Origin of the sequence: Flavobacterium terrigena, from assembly GCF_900108955.1 — a bacterium.
In the GTDB taxonomy this organism is placed as follows: Bacteria; Bacteroidota; Bacteroidia; order Flavobacteriales; family Flavobacteriaceae; genus Flavobacterium; species Flavobacterium terrigena.
Genome location: NZ_FNYA01000006.1, coordinates 79,804 through 98,604, shown reverse-complemented (window position 1 = coordinate 98,604; position 18,801 = coordinate 79,804). Strand labels below are relative to the sequence as shown.

At 30.7% G+C, this 18,801-nt stretch carries 17 protein-coding genes and 1 tRNA gene; 5 read left to right on the top strand and 13 right to left on the bottom strand.

Annotation, left to right across the window (positions count from 1 at the left end; genetic code table 11):
* Positions 1–44: 44 nt before the first annotated feature.
* Positions 45–119: transfer RNA gene (locus BMX42_RS10755), tRNA-Val, on the top strand.
* A gap of 129 nt (positions 120–248) precedes the next feature.
* On the opposite strand, the gene BMX42_RS10750 is transcribed toward BMX42_RS10755, so the two are convergent.
* Complete coding sequence (locus tag BMX42_RS10750; protein WP_091313699.1) at positions 249–1,316, bottom strand: serine hydrolase domain-containing protein; 1,068 nt, start codon at positions 1,314–1,316, stop codon at positions 249–251.
* Positions 1,317–1,379: 63 nt separating this feature from the next.
* Entirely contained in the window at positions 1,380–2,438 is a 1,059-nt protein-coding gene (gene aroC, locus BMX42_RS10745) for a chorismate synthase (RefSeq protein ID WP_091314111.1), read from the bottom strand.
* Positions 2,439–2,552: 114 nt separating this feature from the next.
* Between aroC and BMX42_RS10740 the strand changes: the two genes are divergently transcribed.
* On the top strand, positions 2,553–3,350 hold the full coding sequence (locus tag BMX42_RS10740; protein WP_091313694.1) for a hypothetical protein: 798 nt from the start codon (positions 2,553–2,555) through the stop codon (positions 3,348–3,350).
* Between the two features lie 56 nt (positions 3,351–3,406).
* Positions 3,407–3,910: a hypothetical protein gene (locus BMX42_RS10735; RefSeq protein WP_091313691.1), complete on the top strand. Its 504-nt coding sequence runs from the start codon at positions 3,407–3,409 to the stop codon at positions 3,908–3,910.
* A 45-nt stretch (positions 3,911–3,955) separates the two neighbouring features.
* Here the strand turns inward: BMX42_RS10735 and BMX42_RS10730 are convergent, their stop codons facing one another.
* From BMX42_RS10730 to BMX42_RS10680, 11 genes are all read right to left on the bottom strand, one after another.
* Positions 3,956–4,405 carry a protease complex subunit PrcB family protein gene (locus BMX42_RS10730; protein WP_091313688.1) on the bottom strand — a complete coding sequence of 150 codons (450 nt, stop codon included), beginning with the start codon at positions 4,403–4,405 and terminating at the stop codon, positions 3,956–3,958.
* 2 nt (positions 4,406–4,407) lie between these two features.
* Positions 4,408–5,541 (bottom strand): N-acetyl-alpha-D-glucosaminyl L-malate synthase BshA, encoded by a 1,134-nt coding sequence (bshA, locus tag BMX42_RS10725; protein ID WP_091313686.1) that lies wholly within the window; start codon positions 5,539–5,541, stop codon positions 4,408–4,410.
* 98 nt (positions 5,542–5,639) lie between these two features.
* The gene (locus BMX42_RS10720; protein WP_091313684.1) at positions 5,640–6,101 is read right to left on the bottom strand and encodes a DUF1801 domain-containing protein; all 462 of its coding nucleotides are present in this window, start codon (positions 6,099–6,101) and stop codon (positions 5,640–5,642) included.
* Between the two features lie 2 nt (positions 6,102–6,103).
* The gene (locus tag BMX42_RS10715) at positions 6,104–8,992 is read right to left on the bottom strand and encodes a serine hydrolase domain-containing protein (protein ID WP_091313681.1); all 2,889 of its coding nucleotides are present in this window, start codon (positions 8,990–8,992) and stop codon (positions 6,104–6,106) included.
* Positions 8,993–9,062: 70 nt separating this feature from the next.
* Positions 9,063–9,545, bottom strand: coding sequence for an ABC transporter ATPase (locus BMX42_RS10710; RefSeq protein ID WP_091313678.1), 483 nt, complete (start codon positions 9,543–9,545; stop codon positions 9,063–9,065).
* A 2-nt stretch (positions 9,546–9,547) separates the two neighbouring features.
* Positions 9,548–10,339 carry a (Fe-S)-binding protein gene (locus tag BMX42_RS10705; RefSeq protein WP_091313675.1) on the bottom strand — a complete coding sequence of 264 codons (792 nt, stop codon included), beginning with the start codon at positions 10,337–10,339 and terminating at the stop codon, positions 9,548–9,550.
* A 32-nt stretch (positions 10,340–10,371) separates the two neighbouring features.
* On the bottom strand, positions 10,372–10,830 hold the full coding sequence (locus BMX42_RS10700) for an LNS2 domain-containing protein (RefSeq protein WP_091313671.1): 459 nt from the start codon (positions 10,828–10,830) through the stop codon (positions 10,372–10,374).
* Positions 10,831–10,870: 40 nt separating this feature from the next.
* Entirely contained in the window at positions 10,871–12,208 is a 1,338-nt protein-coding gene (locus tag BMX42_RS10695) for a 4Fe-4S dicluster domain-containing protein (protein WP_091313667.1), read from the bottom strand.
* A gap of 6 nt (positions 12,209–12,214) precedes the next feature.
* The gene (locus BMX42_RS10690) at positions 12,215–13,186 is read right to left on the bottom strand and encodes an MlaD family protein (protein ID WP_091313665.1); all 972 of its coding nucleotides are present in this window, start codon (positions 13,184–13,186) and stop codon (positions 12,215–12,217) included.
* Positions 13,187–13,317: 131 nt separating this feature from the next.
* On the bottom strand, positions 13,318–14,436 hold the full coding sequence (locus BMX42_RS10685; protein ID WP_091313661.1) for an N-acetylmuramoyl-L-alanine amidase family protein: 1,119 nt from the start codon (positions 14,434–14,436) through the stop codon (positions 13,318–13,320).
* Between the two features lie 4 nt (positions 14,437–14,440).
* Positions 14,441–15,526, bottom strand: coding sequence for an N-acetylmuramoyl-L-alanine amidase family protein (locus BMX42_RS10680; RefSeq protein WP_091313658.1), 1,086 nt, complete (start codon positions 15,524–15,526; stop codon positions 14,441–14,443).
* Positions 15,527–15,634: 108 nt separating this feature from the next.
* Between BMX42_RS10680 and BMX42_RS10675 the strand changes: the two genes are divergently transcribed.
* Complete coding sequence (locus tag BMX42_RS10675; RefSeq protein WP_091313654.1) at positions 15,635–18,253, top strand: putative LPS assembly protein LptD; 2,619 nt, start codon at positions 15,635–15,637, stop codon at positions 18,251–18,253.
* 121 nt (positions 18,254–18,374) lie between these two features.
* Positions 18,375–18,755: a RidA family protein gene (locus BMX42_RS10670; RefSeq protein WP_091313650.1), complete on the top strand. Its 381-nt coding sequence runs from the start codon at positions 18,375–18,377 to the stop codon at positions 18,753–18,755.
* Positions 18,756–18,801: the final 46 nt, after the last annotated feature.

Here is an 18,801-nt window from a genome sequence, read left to right as displayed (position 1 = left end):
AGTGTATATTTGCACTCGCAATACGGAAGTAACGCATTTTATTGGGGCGATTAGCTCAGCTGGTTCAGAGCACCTCGTTTACACCGAGGGGGTCGGGGGTTCGAACCCCTCATCGCCCACAGATTTTAAAAACACTCCTTTTGGGGTGTTTTTTTATACCTAATTTATTGAAACGAGCAATTGGCTATAAACAAAAACTCCTTAAGAAATTAAGGAGTTTTTGTTTATTATATATTTTATTTATTGACTTAATTTAAATAAATATTACTAATTCTTGTCGCAAAATCATCAATATCATCAACAGATGTGTTTACTAAAATTGAAATGACAAATTTTTGCCTTGGATAAATTCTTAAAATTGAACTACTCCCAGTATATCCTCCATTGTGTCCATAAAAAGGATTACCTCTGACATCAACACAACTTGAAAAACCAAAACCATAACAAATAATATTATTTGCAAAAACTTGCGGCTTTTTTAACTTTGAAATACTTCTGTAATTTAATATTCTATTAGGATACAAATAAGCGTTTCCAATTTTATTTAAATCCTCTGTTGTTGATAAATAGCAACCTTGTGCGTGCTTAAAATTACAATCTAAACAAGGCGCAGTTGAAAAAAAATTATCTTTAAACATATAAAAATTTGAAGTATTCTCATCATAAACACCTGTATCTGGAATTGTGTTTTTTAAATTTAACTTATTAATTATATATTCTGAATGATTTTCAGTTATACTTTTCTGAGTAATTTTTTCAATTAAAATACCTAGTAATTTAAATCCATAATTACTGTAACTATGTTTAGTTGAAGGTTTAAAGAGTAAACTATCATTATTAAAAACTCTGTAGAAATCTTTTCTACTATAGCTGTTATCACAAGTATATTTCTCTTCACTTGCAACTCTTCTTAATCCAGCTAGATGACCTCCAATTTCATTAATTGTAAAATCATACTTCTTTTTAGGTAAACTATCTAAATAGTAATAAATGCTTTTTCTTGTATCTAATAAATCTAATTCAGATAATTTCATTATGACAACTGAAGTTAAAGTTTTTGTAATACTCGCAATTCTAAACTTAGTTTGAGAAGGGTTTATTTTACTTTTATTCTCAATATTTGCATAACCGAAGCCTTTACTAAATATTATGGTATCATTTTTTGAAATCGTAATTGAAATACCTGGCATTTTCTTTTCAGCAGCCTCTTTTTCAATTAACAATGTTGCTAATTTATTTTTTTCGTCATATTTAGTTTGAGAATATGAATAACTTGTAATTAATAATAATAATAAAGTTTGAAATGTTTTTATCATTTTTTGAATATTATAGTATTAAATTTAATCTAAATAAACTCTTTAAATTAAAAGAAATATTTATCACCTACAAGCCTTATCCATCAAAGTAAAATCAACTAAAACCATTGCAGCTAAAGCTTCTACAATTGGCACAGCTCTTGGAACTACACACGGATCGTGACGACCTTTTCCTTGTTGTTCTATGATTTTTCCATCGTTGGTTAAAACGTCTTGTTTTTGTAGTAAAGTGGCAACTGGTTTAAAAGCTACACGGAAATAAATATCCATTCCGTTACTAATTCCGCCTTGAATTCCGCCAGATAAGTTGGTTTTTGTAGTTCCGTCTTCGTTAAATAAATCGTTGTGTTCGCTTCCTTTCATTTTTGAAGCACAAAATCCGCCACCATATTCAAAACCTTTAACAGCATTGATTGACAACATCGCTTTTCCTAATTGGGCGTGTAATTTATCGAAAACTGGTTCACCTAAACCAATTGGTACATTTTGAATGACGCAAGTAACGGTTCCACCAACAGTATCGCCTTCTTTTTTAATTTTTAGAATATATTCTTCCATTTCAGAAGCTTTTTCTAAATCTGGACATCTAACAGGATTAGATTCTATTAAATTAAAATCTAAATCTTGGTAAGCTTTATTGATAGAAATTTCTCCAACTGAAGAAACAAAAGCATTAATTTTAATTTCAGGAATAATTTGTTTGGCAATGGCTCCAGCTACAACCCAATTTACGGTTTCTCTTGCAGAAGTTCTTCCACCGCCTCTATAATCACGGTTTCCGTACTTCTGATCGTACGTAAAATCGGCATGACTTGGTCGGAATGTATCTTTTAAATGATCGTAATCGTTAGATTTTTGATTTCCATTTTCGATGATAAATCCAATTGATGTTCCAGTTGTTATTCCTTCAAAAATTCCAGATAAAAATTTCACTTCATCAGCTTCTTTTCTTTGGGTTACGATTTTTGATTGCCCAGGTTTTCTTCTATCTAACTCAGATTGAATGAAATCGAAATCAATTTTTACATTTGATGGACAACCATCTATAATTCCGCCTAAAGCAGTTCCATGAGATTCTCCAAAAGTAGTTAATGTGTAAAGTTTACCAATTGTGTTTGCCATCTGTTGAATTTTTAACAAAAATATTGAATGTTTTTTTTATATTAGCAAAAATAAACAACAATCTAAACCAGAATTTATTATTAATTCATTAAATAAACCAAAAAGCCTACTAAAATGAAAAAAATACTATTTATTGCATTAAGTTTTGCATTATTTTCATGTTCAAGTAATGATGATTCATCATCAAATGAAACAAGTGATTTCACAAATGCCTTACCATTAAACACAGGAAATTATTGGACGTATGATGTGGTTGGAACTGCTAATACTAGGGATTCTTTATATATTTCAGGTGATACTATAATCGCACCAAATACCTATAAAAAATTCAAAAACAAAGATAATGTTGCTACAGGGTTTTACTGTACATCTGTTAATAATAATGGAGTAAGAAAATCTAGTGGAAAATTATTATTAAGTGGAGATTTTTCTTTTGGACAAGGCACAACCTTACCAGTTGGCTTAGATTTACACTTAGTTGATTTTATTATTTTTAAAGAATATGCAACTTCAGGTGAAGTTTTACATGAAAAAACAGGTTCATTTGAGCAAGATTTTAATGGAACACCATTGACAATTACTTATAAATTAAAATCAGTTGGAGGTGAAAATTTTGCCAATTTTACTTCTCCAAATGGTGATACATATACTAATGTGAAATCAACAAAAATTATATTGAATTTAAAGGTAACTACAACGCAAACAATTGCAGGTATGCCAATAGTTATACCTGTTTTACAACCTCAAGATGTTGTAACTTCAACTCAATATATTTCTAAAAGCATTGGTGTAGTTTATACAAAAACTAAAACTACTTATAATTTAAATGCTACAATTGCAGATCAATTAGGTATTCCTGCAAGTAATACTCAAAATCAAGAAGAATTTTTAGACACTTTTGTAGTAAACTAACATACTATTTTCTTGTTAAAAGCGTTATCTTTATTTATAATCTTAAATTCATATTTATGAGGAAAACAATTTTATTTGCTTTTTTACTGTTGGGAACAGTATTTGCTCAAGGTCAAAAAAATTCTAAAAATGCAATTGGCCTTAGGTTAGGTGACAATGATGGTTTTGGTGGTGAAGTTTCTTATCAAAGAAGCTTATCTAAAAATAATCGTTTAGAATTTGATTTAGGCTGGAGAGATTCAAACCATTACGATGCCGTAAAATTAATTGGGTTATACCAATGGGTTTGGAATATTGATGGCGGATTTAATTGGTATGCAGGTCCTGGAGCAGGTTTAGGTTCATGGAGAAGTCAGTATTATAATAATGGACATGATTATTATTATGAAAATTCTGGCGCCTTCTTTGTATTAACTGGAGATATTGGTATTGAATATAATTTTGATATTCCACTTCAAGTATCTTTAGATTTAAGACCTGAATTTTATTTTAGTTCTGATGATTTTAGAGAAGATAATTTTGGACCAGATATTGGATTAGGAGTTAGATATAAATTCTAAAATATAGACCTAAAAAAAGCCTTTCAAATTGAAAGGCTTTTTTTATTATTTTATAATTATTGCTTTGTTTTTTGGCAAGGTTACAAACATGTATGGTGTAGTTAATGACATTGTTACCATGGCATTTTTTTCAGGAACTATTTCTTTTAAAGTTACTTCTGAAGATTTTGGTGAAAATTTTACTTCATCAATATCAACATCATAACCACCAGTTGTTTTTTCGCCTAAAAAGCAAACTAACAAATCGTGTTTTTCTAAATCGATGCTCAATAGTTTTTCAAATTCTTCTTCTCCAATATTTAATTCAGAAATTAAAGCATTAAAATCTTCATAATTTTTAATAATTAGATTCGATTTTTCTTTTCTTCCACCAAACTGATTCTTATAAACAACTTCATACACGTCATTTTTGTCCACAACAGGTTGTTGCGTTTTACATGACATTAATAGAATTGAAAGACTAAATAGTGAAATTATTTTTTTAATATTGCTCATATTTATGATTTCAAATTAATAGCTTGATTATACAAATCTTCATATAATGGAAGAATATTTTTAATGTCGAATTTTTTAGCTACTTCAAAAGCAGATTTTTTAAATTGAGCTAGAGTCTCATCCGATTTTAAAATCGTAATAGCATTTTTACTCATGTTTTCCACATCGCCAACATCACTTAAAAATCCAGAAATACCTTCTTCATTTACTTCCGGAATTCCTCCTGAATTACTAGAAATTACTGGAACATTAAACGCCATGGCTTCTAAAGCAGCTAAACCAAAACTTTCTGTTTCTGATGGTAATAAAAACAAATCAGAATATTTTAAAATTTGATTGATATCATTACTGTTTCCGAAGAAAATTACTTTATCAGAAATTCCTAAATCTTCACATAATTTTTCGGCAATCGCCTTTTCTGGACCTTCACCAACCATCATCAATTTGGATGGGATTTCTTTTTGAACATTATAAAAAACTTTCACTACATCTGGAATGTTTTTCACTTTTCTAAAGTTTGAAATATGTGTAATAATTCTTTCGTTTGAACCTGCTAAAACAGAACGTTGACAAATTGATTTTTCCAAATCTGAATTTTCATTAATCTCAATAAAGTTAGGAATTACGTGAATTTCTTTATTTAAATCGAATAATCTATAGGTATCTTCTTTCAAACTATCAGAAACACTCGTTACAAAATCGGATTTATTAATACTAAATGTAACCGCACTTTTATAAAACGGATGATTTCCTACAAGTGTAATATCTGTTCCGTGAAGTGTCGTAATCATTGGCAATGAAATACCTTCTTCCGCTAACATTTGTTTTGCCATATAACCAGCATAAGCGTGTGGAATCGCATAATGCACGTGTAAAACATCAATTTTATATAGTTTCACCATATCTACCAATTTACTTGACAAAGCCAATTCGTACGGTTGATAATGAAATAACGGATAATTTGGAACGTTTACTTCATGAAAATATATATTTGGATTTAACAACGACAAACGCACAGGTTGCTTGTAAGTAATGAAATGAATTTCATGCCCTTTCTTTGCAAGTTCTAAACCTAACTCCGTTGCTACTACTCCACTCCCACCAAACGTAGGATAACAAACCATTGCTATTTTCATATGTAGATAATTATTGTTTTTTATTTGTCATATGGTATCGCATTATCATAATCGGTGTTTGTTTGCAACAAACTTTTTGTTAATGGCGATTTCATATTTTATTTTTTCTTAGTGAAAGCTGATTCATACGTTGCAATCCAGTCTTCAACTGAAACTTTTGTTACTAATTCTCCAATTAAATCGAACGGAATTTCTTCAAATTTTTTAAATCGCATACAACTTTTTCCCATGTCTAATTTACGAGTGGAATGTTTTGGATATTCTCCAACGAACCAATCGTATAATTCTTTGTTTGCATAAATTCCCATGTGATAAAAATTAATGCTATTTTTTTGAGAGGCAAATCCCATAAAAGGTAATGGATCTGAAGGTTTACAATGATAACCATTTGGATAAATTGAATGTGGAACAGAATAGCCCATCATTCCATAACCCATTCCTTCTTGAAAACCTTTTGGCAAATTTTTAAGAATTACATTTCGTAATTTTTCCATATAAATTTTTCTATCTTCCGGTAGAGAATTTATATATTCTTCTGGATTTTTAGCATCTGAAGTCATACTTAATCAATTATAGATTGATAAATAACTTTTTGAATATCTTCGCGAATATTCAACTTTGATAATTTATTTACATTCGCATCTGGAAAGGTTCTATTTGAAAGAAAAATATAAACTAATTCTTTATCTGGATCCGCCCAAACCATTGTTCCTGTGAAACCTGTATGTCCGAAACTCGATTTTGTTGCACAACCACAAGTTGGACCTTCGCTACCTAATTGCGGTTTATCAAAACCAGCTCCTCTTCTATTTCCAATTTTGCAGAAATAACATGTATTGAATGTATCGAAAGTTTCTGGAGTAAAATACGAGTAACCGCCATAACTTCCCTTCTGTAAATACATTTGCATAATTTTAGCAACATCTAATGAATTTGAAAACAATCCGGCGTGACCACCAATTCCGCCTTGCATAGCCGCAGCCATATCATGAACGTAACCTTTAATCGTATCATATCTAAAATAAGTATCTACTTCAGTTGGTGGAATTCTATTTAAATCGAATTTTTCCAGTGGATTGTACGAGGTTGAATACATTCCTAATTTTTTATAGAAATTATCATCCGACAATTTATCTAAACTCTCATGATGCTTTTTTTCTAGATATTCTTTTAATAAAATAAAAGTGTAATCGCTGTATTTGTATTGTTTATAAGGCAATAATTGTGTGTCTTTTATGAAATTTACAATCGTATCATTATAATCTTTTCTTAAATATAAATTATTTGAAACCTTAAAAGGAAAATCTTTTGACTTAAAATTTCTATAGTATTTTTCACTTGGTTTCTTCAAAGTATCCAATGTCTTTGCGTAGAAAGGCGTCCAAGCTGGCAATTTTGCTTGATGCGTTAACATGTCTAAAACATTGATATCTGCTTTATTTGAATTTTTATAACTTGGAATTAATTCTGATAAAGTTGATTTAAAATTAATGTCTCCTTTTTCGAAATCTTGCATGATGTTAGGCAACGTGCTCAACACTTTTGTTAATGAAGCCAAATCGTAAATGTCTGTATTTTTTACTTTTTGAATGGTATCGTACGTATGATATCCGAAAGATTTTCTGTAAACCACTTGTCCTCTTCGAGCCACTAAAATTTGCATTCCAGGTGCTGCTTTGCTTTTGATAGCATAATTTGCAATAGAATCTATTTTTGCTAAAACTTCCGAATTCATATTGACTTGTTCAGGAAAAGCAAAACCTAATCGGTGAATGTTTTTCGTAGGAAGTCCATCATTTGCGCTAAAGTTTTTTTTTAAAGAAACGGGTAAAACACCTTTGGCTTCTTTGGCTCCGAAAATGATTTCGGCTGCAACAATTTGCGAAAATTCGTTATTTTGATACGCTTCAATTAAGCCTTCTGTTTCTCTAAATGTTGGAATTCTTAATAAAGAATAAGGTTTAGTAAAAAACGTAACGATTGTTCTATTGTGTTTTGCAATTTTATCGATCCAATTGATTTCATTAAAAGTCATTTCGTTCTTTTTCCAAATGCCTTCTGGTTTGTGATACCCAACAATTACAGTAGAATAATCTTTGATTTCAACTAAAAGTGAATCTAAATTTTTAGTTTCGATTACATCGATTTGAGTGTATTCTTTTAATTTATCTATGAAAAAAGTAGCATCACCATCACCAATTTTTACAAAAGCAATTTTTTCTTGGTCAATTCTTTTGATTGGAATAATGTCTTCTTCGTTTTTTAGAACGGTGATTGCATTTTCATACATTTCCAAGTTTAAAGCCTTGTATTCTTTCTTGTTTAAATCTTCATATAAATTTTCAAATTCAATTGGACAGTAATTATTTAAACCCGATTTGTATTTGTATTTTAAAATTTTCTTTACAGAATGTGCTAATCTTTCTTCTGTGAATAATTTATCTGCAAAAGCTTGTTTGAATTTTTCAATAGCCGTTGGAACATTTTCAGCAAAAAGCAACACATCATTTCCAGCTAAAAAAGCAGCTAAATCAATATCTCCAGGTTGTTTGAAATTACTCGCGCCTTTCATATTTAAGGCATCTGTAAAAATTAAACCTTCAAATTTTAATTGATTTTTTAGAATATCTGTCACCACCTTTTCCGATAAAGAAGAAGGATAATTTTCACGAGGTTCGATACTTGGTACATTCAAATGAGCCACCATTACACTCGCTAATCCGTTCTTAATCAGTTCTCTGTATGGATATAATTCTATTTCTTCAATTCGTTCCCTAGAAAAATCAACAGTTGGTAAAGCATGATGCGAATCTGTTGAAGTATCTCCATGACCAGGAAAATGCTTCGCTGTTGCAAAAACACCATAAGATTGCAAGCCTCGCATATAAGCCACAGCTTTTTCAGCTACATTTTCTTTCGTTTCACCAAAAGAACGATTTCCGATAATTGGATTTTTTGGATTGGTATTGATATCAACTACTGGTCCGAAAGTGAAATGAATGCCTAATCTATTCGATTGATCAGCCATTTGCATTCCCATTTTTTCAATTAAAGAATTGTCTTTTATTGCACCTAAAGTCATGTTCCAAGGATACGCATGAGTAGAATCAATTCGCATACTTAAACCCCATTCTGCATCGATACCAATAAGCATTGGAATTTTCGATTTCGCTTGAAAACGATTGGTTAGTTTCGCTTGACGATTTGGGCCACCTTGAAAAAAGATTAACCCACCTATTTTATATTTGGTAATTAATTTATCTAAATCTTGCGCGTGATCTTCTTTTTTGTTGGAATAAGCTGCAATCATGAATAATTGGCCCACTTTTTCATCAAATGAAAGTGAATTATATGTGCTATCTACCCATTTTTCTTGGGTTTGTGTATTAATTTTATTTTGTGCAAAACCTAAAGTTGTGAGAAATAAAGTTAAATATATATAGTGTTTCATGAATCGTAAATAAATAAAAAAACCATCAGAATTTCTATTTTCTGATGATTTTCAAAGTTAGTTATTTTTTTTAGAAAAATCTACTGTGCCAACTTTCTTCTGCTGGAACTTCCCAAAATTCTTCAAATTCTCCTTTCGTATTAATCAAATTATTAAAAACAATAGTTTTTGAGGTTACTGCTTTTTCTTTTGCCATTTTTTTGAAATCGATAAGTGTTTTATGTGCGATATGTTCTCCAATTTTATAGGTAACATTCATTTTATCTAACAATTCAATTTGAAATTCTTGTTCTAATTGTTGAATAAAATGTACCGATGCATCGATAGAACATCCCGTTGCTTGTTGCACTTCCTGATTGACAGCAAAAATGATGAAACGGTTATATTTTAAAAGGTATGAAGCTTCTAAACTTGTGCCGTGAGCTGCCCAATTTTCAACAAATTCTTGGCATTTTGCATCAATGGCATTTACTTCATCGTCAGATAATTTTCTGTTCGATTGGTAAATCCAAATTTTGGAATCTTCTGGTAAATTTTCGAATGGTATGTACATTTTTATAAATCTTGAGCATTAGCAATCAATTCTGCAATATCCATTACTTGAACTGAGCCTTCTTTTTCTTTATGTTTAATTCCGTCAGTTAACATCGTATTACAAAATGGACAACCTGCGGCGATAATTTCTGGTTGTGTTTCTAATGCATCCTCAGTTCTTTCTACGTTAATGTCTTTATTACCTTTTTCTGGTTCTTTAAACATTTGCGCTCCACCTGCACCACAACATAATCCGTTAGCACGTGAACGTTTCATTTCAACTAATTCAGCATCTAATTTTTGAATTAAATCTCTTGGAGCTTCGTAAATATTATTTGCACGACCTAAATAACATGGATCGTGAAAAGTAATACGTTTTCCTTTGAATTGTCCGCCTTCAATCGTTAATCGACCTGAATCTAATAATGATTTCAGAAATTCTGTATGATGCACAACTTCGTATTTACCACCTAATTCTGGATACTCATTTTTAATGGTATTGAAACAGTGTGGACAAGCCGTTACGATTTTCTTTACTTCATATGCATTCATGACTTCTATATTCATCATGGCTTGCATTTGAAACAAAAATTCGTTTCCAGCTCTTTTTGCAGGATCACCAGTACAACTTTCTTCCGTACCTAAAACAGCAAAAGGAACTTTGGCTTTGTTTAATATTTTAACAAATGCTTTTGTAATTTTTTTTGCTCTATCATCAAAACTACCTGAACAACCTACCCAAAACAAAACTTCTGGTGTTTGTCCTTGTGCCATCATTTCGGCCATTGTTGGTACTACTAAATTTTCTGACATATTATTTTATGTTTGTTCTTATTATATCTGAATTAATCGTTTAATTCATCATTATATTCGTCATCAAAAACTTGGATTTTTACATCTTTTTCAACTAAATCTGTAAACTTTCCGTTGAATCTTGTTGCTTTAACCAAATGATTGTCAATCCAATGATAATTTCCACCTCGAGGTTTTCCCATTACCATTCCATGATATTTGAAACCGTGATCATTAAGCCATTTTTCTGTAACTTGTCTATGTGCTTCTGTTCTAGAAGTAAAAAAGAAAATCACATGACCTTCATCGTACCATTTATTCAAAGTTACTAATGCGTCTGGATAAACTTTTGCCGTAGCCATTCTTTCTGGTTCTTCATTAGGAATGTCATCACAAATAGTTCCATCAATATCAATAAGGTAATTTTTTATGCCTTCAGGTAATATTGGACTTAAATGTTCACCATTTACGGTTAATTCTTGTAATTTACCTTCAATTTCTTCTTTTTTCATGCTTGGTTGTTGTTGTAGTTGTGTAGTAGTTATTTAATTTTTATTCTTCGTTTCTCCAGTTTACTCTATCTTGTTGGTTGTATTGCCATGGCGCACCGTTATTTTCGATGTTTGTCATCACAGCGTTTAATTCCATTGGTGCAGCACTTTGTTCCATTACTAAATAACGTCTCATATCCATAATAATAGATAAAGGACTAATATTGATTGGACATTCTTCCACACAAGCATTACAAGATGTACAAGCCCAAAGTTCTTCTGGAGTGATGTAATCGTTTAATAATGATTTATTATCTGGAACAAAAACACCTTTATTGGCGTCCATGTTTTTTCCAACTTCCTCTAATCTATCACGAGTATCCATCATGATTTTTCTTGGAGATAGTTTTTTACCTGTAATATTTGCTGGACAAGATGACGTACAACGACCACATTCTGTACAGGTATATGCATTTAATAATTGCACCCAATTTAAATCTTGAACATCTGAAGCTCCAAATTTTGCAGGAACTGCATCTGGATTAGCTGGCGCTGCAAACGGATCAGCATTTGGATCCATCATTAATTTTACTTCATTTGTAACACTTTCTAAATTGTCAAATTTCCCTTTTGGATTTAAATCGGCAAAGAAAGTATTCGGGAAAGCAAGTATAATATGTAAGTGTTTAGAGAAATATAAATAATTTAAGAAAGCAATTACCATTAATAAATGTCCCCACCATCCTACTCTTTCTAAAATATGTAAAGCACCTTCGCTCATTCCACCAAATAAAGCTGGTCCTAAATGTTGAGAAACCGCAAAATTAAATGAACCAGTTCCTTCAAAATGAGATTTTCCTAAAGAATATAAAACTTCATCAGTTCCATTCATGGTGAAAATACATGTTACTAAAACAAGTTCCATAATTAAGATTAAGTTCGCATCTTTTGTTGGCCAACCTAACATTTCTGCCTTGTTGAAACGTGGTAATTTTAATAAATTTCTTCTCGATAAAAAGGCAATTGTAGCTGTTAACGCTAATAATGAAAGAATTTCGATGAAACTAATTAGGAATGTATAAAATCCACCTAAACTTTCTTTAAAGAAACGGTGTGTTCCGAAAAATCCATCAATAATAATTTCTAATAACTCAATTTGAGTAATTATGAAAGCCGCATATAATGCAAAGTGAAGAATTGCAGGAATTGGTCTGGTGAACATTTTTTTCTGTCCCAAAGCAATTAGCGCCATGTTTTTCCAACGTGCACCAGCATTATCTGTTCTGTTGACGTCTTGTCCTAATTTAATATTTCGTATTATTTTTTTAACATTTTTCGCGAAAAAGCCAACGCCTACTATTAGGACAATTGCAAAAATAATATTTGGTAAAAAACTCATAAGGTTTTAGTTTTTAGGTTGTTCAATATTTGGTTCAGTAGTAGCTGGCGCAACGTATGGTTTGTTTTTCTTACCGAAAACAGACACATTTACATAGCGTGTAGGATGTAATCGTAAATCTTGTAATAGCAATTCTAGCTCTTTAGATGTTTTAGTTAAATTAGTATACATCGCATCATCATGTAATAATTTACCCATCGTACCTTTTCCTTGCTCTAAGTTAGCCATTATTCCGTTAACACTAGCCAAAGTTGCGTCTAATTTTTTTACTGTTGCTCCTAAATCGGCTTTATCCAAAGAAGTAGATATATTATTTAAATTAGCAGATGTTTTTTCAAAATTAGATAAAGTAGTATTTAACTTAGGCTTAGTATCCGCTAAAATTCCATTTATATTCTTTGAAGCTTGGCTAAATTCAGCCATAGTAACTTCTAAAGAAGCAATAGCGGATTTTAATTTTTGTTGTGTCGTAGCGTCTAAAGTAGTGTTTAAATTTTCAATTAATTTATTCGCGTTTTCTAAAAGTATTTCAACTTTATCTTTTACTGGTCCGATTTGATTGGCTAATTCGGCAGTTAACCCTAATTTATCTGAAGTTTTTAGAGTATCACCAGATTCAACGTAGTTTTTATCTGAAAAATTATTGATAATTGCAATTTCTCTACCGCCAATTAATCCAGAATCCTTGATTTGTGCGATACTTGATTTTGCAATTTGAATTTGTTCATTGGTAATTACTAATTCTACATTCATTTTACCATCAGGTAACATTTCAATAGAATTCACTTTTCCAATGGTTAATCCATTTATAGTAACTGGAGCAGAAACTACTAACCCAGCAACATTATCATATACGGCGTATAATTTATTGCTGCTATCAAATAAATTCCTTCCTTTAAGGAAAGTAAATCCCCAGTAAAATAGTACTATGGATAATATAACTAAAACGGCAACTTTAATTTCTCTAGTAATTTTCATATATGTGAAATATATTTATAAGTAAACACCTTTTAATTTATTAGTATTTATCTAAGTAAACTAATCTCAATTTAATGTGAGATGGTGATTTAAAAATATCATTGATTTAAAAAAAACAAAAATAACAATATTTATTTGATTGCCTCGCTTAATTTAATTTTTTTACCATTTTTTATAGCCACAATAAACGAAGAAGAATAGCCTTTTGCATTTGCATCAGCTAACAATTGTTTTGCAGTTGCATAGGAAGTTGTTAAACCATAAAAATACTTATAAATCGCGTTTTCTTTTTCGATTGAAATATTTTTTAATCCTTTGAAGTTTTTTGGCAACGTTTCTAATTTCTTACCACTTGCCGAAATTTGAACTTTAAAACTAACACCTTCAATTGCCGTTTTATTATCCGTTGATGGTTTTGCATCGGTTTTTTTAGGATCGTCTTTTTTAACTGTATCTTTTTTTGGTTCGTCTTTTTTAGGAGTTGTTATAGTTTCCAACTTGAAAAAATCGTCTCTATAACCTAAGATAGCTTTTGAAATAGCTTCTGCTAATTTATCTTGACCATCTGCAGAATTTAAAAAAGCACCTTCTGTTTTGTTTGACACGAAACCCATTTCTATAAGTACACGTGGCATGATAATTTTTCTTAAAACTAAGAAACCTGCTTGTTTTACACCTCTGTTTTTACTTGGTGTGAATTTCGTAAAAGCTTGTTGTACTTTTCCAGCAATATCAATACTTTGCTGAATATTCTCTTCTTGCATGATAGAAATTCCCATCACCGATTCTGGCGATTTCGGATCGAAACCATCATACTTAATCTTATAATCACTTTCCAAAGTAACAACGGCATTTTCCTTTTTTGCAACTTCTAAATTCGCCGCATTTCTGGTAACTCCCATTACATAGGTTTCATTCCCAGCTGCAGCCTGATTGTCATTCGCATTACAATGCATAGAAACAAATAAATGTCCTTTAGATCTATTCGCAATATTAGCACGTTCGTTCAACTCAACAAAAACATCAGTTTTTCTAGTGTAAACAACTTCAATATTTGATTCTTTTGCTAAAATTTCGCCAACTTTAAGAACTGTATTTAGTGAAATTTTCTTTTCAATATTCCCGTGATAAGTTGCACCATAGTCTTTTCCACCGTGACCAGCGTCTAAAACAACCTTAAACTTTTTAGTTTGAGATTGGGCGGTAATTGTAAATAAAAGTATAAATAGGAATTGCGTGAATTTTGTCATCTTTTTATTTTGATTCTACTATAAAAGCAGATTTATATCCTTTTAATTTGGCCTCGGCTAATAATTTTTTACAAATTTCCATACTTCCTTCGCCATAATAATATTTGTATCCACCATTAATTTCAGCTACAGTAATATTATTTAATCCGTTAAAATTTTCAGGAATTAATTCTAATTTTTTAGCACTAAAACTAATTTGAACTTTATAACCAGAACCAGCAGGAACAGCTTCTATAGTTGTTGAATTTGCAACTGTAGATGAATCTGAAGTAACTACCACAACTTCTGGCTCAATAATAATTGGTTCTTTAATATCTAATGTATTAGGAATAGTATTTGTACCTTTTAAGTTGTTTTTATATTCAATAATTGAACGTGCAATAATTTGAGAATAGTTAGATTTACCTTCTTCTGATTTCATGTATCTAGATTCTTCTAAATTACTTAAAAATCCTAATTCAATTAAAACACCTGGCATTACCGTAGCATCTAATACCCAAAGCGGTTGTTGGTGCATTCCTAAATCTTTTCTTTGTAAAGAGTTTTTAAAATAACTTTGAACAGAACTAGCAAAATCAATACTTTGCATTAATGTTTCTTCTTGCATAATTCTTAATCCAATTTGTGTATTTGGATTATTCGGATCAAAACCTTCGTATTTTTCTTTATAATTTTCCTCTAATGAAATTACGGCATTTTCAGCTTTAGCAATTTCGAAGTTCATTCCTGCTCGAGACAATCCCATAACTAAAGTCATAGCTCCATAAGGTTTTGGAGAAACAGAAGAATTACAATGTACAGAAACAAATAAATCTGCTTCAAAATCATTTGCCATTTTTGCTCTATCCTTTAAAGGTATAAAAACATCGGTTGTTCTGGTGTATTTTATGTCAAATTCTGGGTAAGCTTCTAAAATTTTTCCAATCCTTAAAACAACATCTAAAGCAATAAGTTTTTCTATACAGCCATTTTTTTGCGCACCAGGGTCTTTTCCTCCATGGCCAGCGTCTAAAATAACTTTAAACTTCTTTTCTTGAGCATAAGAAAAGACTGATAAAGAGAGTAATATATATAATAGTATTTTTTTCATTTTTAAATAAGTTATAATTTTACTAAATAATTAAATTTAACAAAAAATATACGTAAGTTTGACCCATCAAAAATTGAACCAATTTTTACAAAAATAGTATTTATAGATTTGAGTACAAAGATTAATCATATCGTTTTTTTATTTTTTTTTCTAATTGCATGTAATTCAGAAATTTACTCTCAAAACACCAATCCTACAGATAGTGTTAAAGTAAATGCAAATGAATTAATTGCCACTAAATCATTAGTAAAAAATGACTCCACAAAAAAACCTTTATTAGAAGGAATTGTCAACAGAAAAGCTAAAGGTTATGAAAAGTTAGACCAACGTAAAAAAAGGCTAACTCTTTATAATGAAGCTGAACTACATTATATTGATTTCGAATTAAAATCGGGGATTATTGTTTTAGACTACGAAAAAAACCTTGTACATGCTGGTAGATTAAAAGATAGTACAGGAAAATACACTCAATATCCGTATTTCAAACAAGGTGAAAATATTATAGAACCAGACTCCATAATTTTTAATACCAAAAGTGGTAAAGCAAAAATTTGGAATACCAAAAGTAAACAAGGAGAAATGTTCCTTCGTTCTGAAGTTTCCAAAAGAGAAAATGATTCGGTAATCTTTTTTCAAAGAGCCCGTTTTACTACATCTACAAATATTGAAGATCCAGAATATTATTTTTTAGCCTATAAAGCTAAATTAGTTCCTAAAAAGAAATTTGTTACCGGATTAACTCATATGTATATTGCAAATGTGCCTACTCCTATTGGTGTGCCGTTTGCATTTTTTCCGATGACTAACAAAAATACCTCTGGAGTTATTATTCCTGCACCTGGACAAAATAATGACCGTGGTTATTTTTTACAAAATGGTGGGTATTATTTTGCTTTAAGTGATTATTACGATTTAGCCATTTTAGGAGATTATTACACCAATGGAAGTTATGCTTTAAGAACAGAAACCTCTTACGCAAAAAAATATAAATTCAACGGAAACGTTCAATTTAGATATGAAAATCAGGTTTTTGGTGAAAAAGGATTTCCAGGTTATGCTAGAAGTAATCAGTATAACATTCAATGGTCACATATTCAAGACGCAAAAGCATCAGCCAATTCTAGATTTTCATCGTCTGTTAACTTCGGAAGTAGTAAATATTTTCGCCAATCGTTAAATCTTATTAATGTTGGTTCGAATTTAAATAATACCTTAAGTTCATCTATTAGTTACTCTAAAACTTTCCCAACTGTTCCACTAGTTAATTTTGCCCTTGCAGTAACTCACAATCAAAATACAAATACAGAAGTTGTTAATTTAACTTTGCCATCTTTTAATGCAAGTGTGGACAGAATTTTCCCATTTGCCAAACAAGATGGAATTAAAAAAGGAGTATTTCAAAACATCAATTTTCAATATAGTTTGAAAGGTGAAAACAGAATTGCAACCACTGAAGAATTCATGTTTAAATCGGAAATGTTTGATACGGCATTAGCAGGAATTTCACATACAATTCCACTTTCTACCAATTTTAAAGTTTTCAAACATTTTAGTGTGACTGCCGGAACTGGTTTTACAGAAAACTGGGTATTTAATACAAATGAAAAAACGTTTAATACCACTACAAATACGGTAGATACTGTTCGTAAAAATGGCTTCGACGCTTACAGAACTTATAGTTTTTCTTCAAGTATTGGAACAACCGTTTACGGAACCTATACTTTTAAAGAAACAAATAAAATTCAAGCGATTAGACACTTAATGCGTCCAAATATTTCTTATGGTTACACACCAAGTTTCGATGAATATTACGATCAATATACCGACAATTTAGGTAACTATATTGATTATAGCCGATTTGAAAACACACTATTTGGTGCACCTGGTAAAGGAATTTCAAACGCAATTGGATTTGGCTTAGCCAACTCATTAGAAGCAAAAGTATTAGACAAAAACAGTAAAAAAGGAGAAACTAAAAAAATATCTTTATTAAATCAGTTTAACTTTTCAACCAGTTATAATTTTGCTGCAGAAGAATTCAAATTATCTCAAATTAATTTTATAGGTGGTACAACTTTATTAGACAATAAATTAGGTGTTAATTTCGGTGCACAATTTGACCCATACGATTTAGATGAAAATAACAAACGAATTGACGAATTCAGCATCAGTAATGGAAATGGCTTAGCCAGAATGACATCGTCAAACATTACGTTAAACTATTCTGTTGCGAGTAACGACTTCAGTGGTGAGAAAAAATCAAAACAAACGGTTCAAAACGGTGGTCGTGATGACGATTTATTTGGTGCTGCTACAGATTTAGGTAATCAAGATGAAAGTTTATTCACAAAAGACGTAACTCAAAAAACTCAAAAAACATTATATAACTTTAGCTTTCCATGGGATTTACGTTTAGCCTATTCCTTAACGTATAGTAATTCTGCTAATGAAAGAGAAATCTCAACTAATTCATTAATGGTTTCTGGAAATATAGATTTAGCTGTAAGATGGAAAATGGGATTCTCATCTGGTTATGATTTTGCTAAAAAAGGAATTACGTTTACGCAATTGCGTTTCGAAAGAGATTTAGAAAGCTGGAGAATGAGTTTTAGTATTGTACCAATTGGGGTATATTCTTATTGGAATTTCTTCATCGGAATTAAATCATCAATATTAAGTGATATCAAATGGGACAAACGTAATTTACCAGATCCTAGATTAAGATAAAAGTTTAAAGAGAAAAGGCAAAAGTTTAAAGAACACACAATATAATTCAAGTATAACAATTAAAAAAACTTAGCGACTTTGCGACTTTGCGGCAAAAAAATGCTTCGTAACTTAAAAAACAATGAAAAAAATAATATTTACAGAAAAAGCGCCTGCTCCTATTGGTCCATATAACCAAGCGGTTTTAGTTGGAAACACATTATACACTTCAGGACAAATTGCTATCGATCCAGCAACAAACGAGTTAGTTTTAGACAACATTGAAGACGAAACGAAGTTAGTCATGGAGAACTTAAAAGCGGTTTTAGAAGCAGCTGAAATGACTTTTGAAAACGTAGTAAAAACTACTATCTTCATTAGCGACATGGGTAACTTCGCAAAAATAAATGGTGTTTATGGTGCTTACTTTAACGAAGCAACTGCTCCAGCAAGAGAAACGGTACAAGTAGCGTGCTTACCTAAAAATGTAAACGTAGAAATTTCTGCAATTGCAATAAAATAAGCACTTCAAAATAAAAACACGAATCCTCATTTTATTCTTAATCTGA

Coding starts and splice junctions, on each gene's coding strand:
- BMX42_RS10750 (WP_091313699.1), bottom strand. CDS start 1,316: ATGATAAAAACATTTCAAACTTTATTATTATTATTAATTACAAGTTAT.
- aroC (WP_091314111.1), bottom strand. CDS start 2,438: ATGGCAAACACAATTGGTAAACTTTACACATTAACTACTTTTGGAGAA.
- BMX42_RS10740 (WP_091313694.1), top strand. CDS start 2,553: ATGAAAAAAATACTATTTATTGCATTAAGTTTTGCATTATTTTCATGT.
- BMX42_RS10735 (WP_091313691.1), top strand. CDS start 3,407: ATGAGGAAAACAATTTTATTTGCTTTTTTACTGTTGGGAACAGTATTT.
- BMX42_RS10730 (WP_091313688.1), bottom strand. CDS start 4,405: ATGAGCAATATTAAAAAAATAATTTCACTATTTAGTCTTTCAATTCTA.
- bshA (WP_091313686.1), bottom strand. CDS start 5,541: ATGAAAATAGCAATGGTTTGTTATCCTACGTTTGGTGGGAGTGGAGTA.
- BMX42_RS10720 (WP_091313684.1), bottom strand. CDS start 6,101: ATGACTTCAGATGCTAAAAATCCAGAAGAATATATAAATTCTCTACCG.
- BMX42_RS10715 (WP_091313681.1), bottom strand. CDS start 8,992: ATGAAACACTATATATATTTAACTTTATTTCTCACAACTTTAGGTTTT.
- BMX42_RS10710 (WP_091313678.1), bottom strand. CDS start 9,545: ATGTACATACCATTCGAAAATTTACCAGAAGATTCCAAAATTTGGATT.
- BMX42_RS10705 (WP_091313675.1), bottom strand. CDS start 10,339: ATGTCAGAAAATTTAGTAGTACCAACAATGGCCGAAATGATGGCACAA.
- BMX42_RS10700 (WP_091313671.1), bottom strand. CDS start 10,830: ATGAAAAAAGAAGAAATTGAAGGTAAATTACAAGAATTAACCGTAAAT.
- BMX42_RS10695 (WP_091313667.1), bottom strand. CDS start 12,208: ATGAGTTTTTTACCAAATATTATTTTTGCAATTGTCCTAATAGTAGGC.
- BMX42_RS10690 (WP_091313665.1), bottom strand. CDS start 13,186: ATGAAAATTACTAGAGAAATTAAAGTTGCCGTTTTAGTTATATTATCC.
- BMX42_RS10685 (WP_091313661.1), bottom strand. CDS start 14,436: ATGACAAAATTCACGCAATTCCTATTTATACTTTTATTTACAATTACC.
- BMX42_RS10680 (WP_091313658.1), bottom strand. CDS start 15,526: ATGAAAAAAATACTATTATATATATTACTCTCTTTATCAGTCTTTTCT.
- BMX42_RS10670 (WP_091313650.1), top strand. CDS start 18,375: ATGAAAAAAATAATATTTACAGAAAAAGCGCCTGCTCCTATTGGTCCA.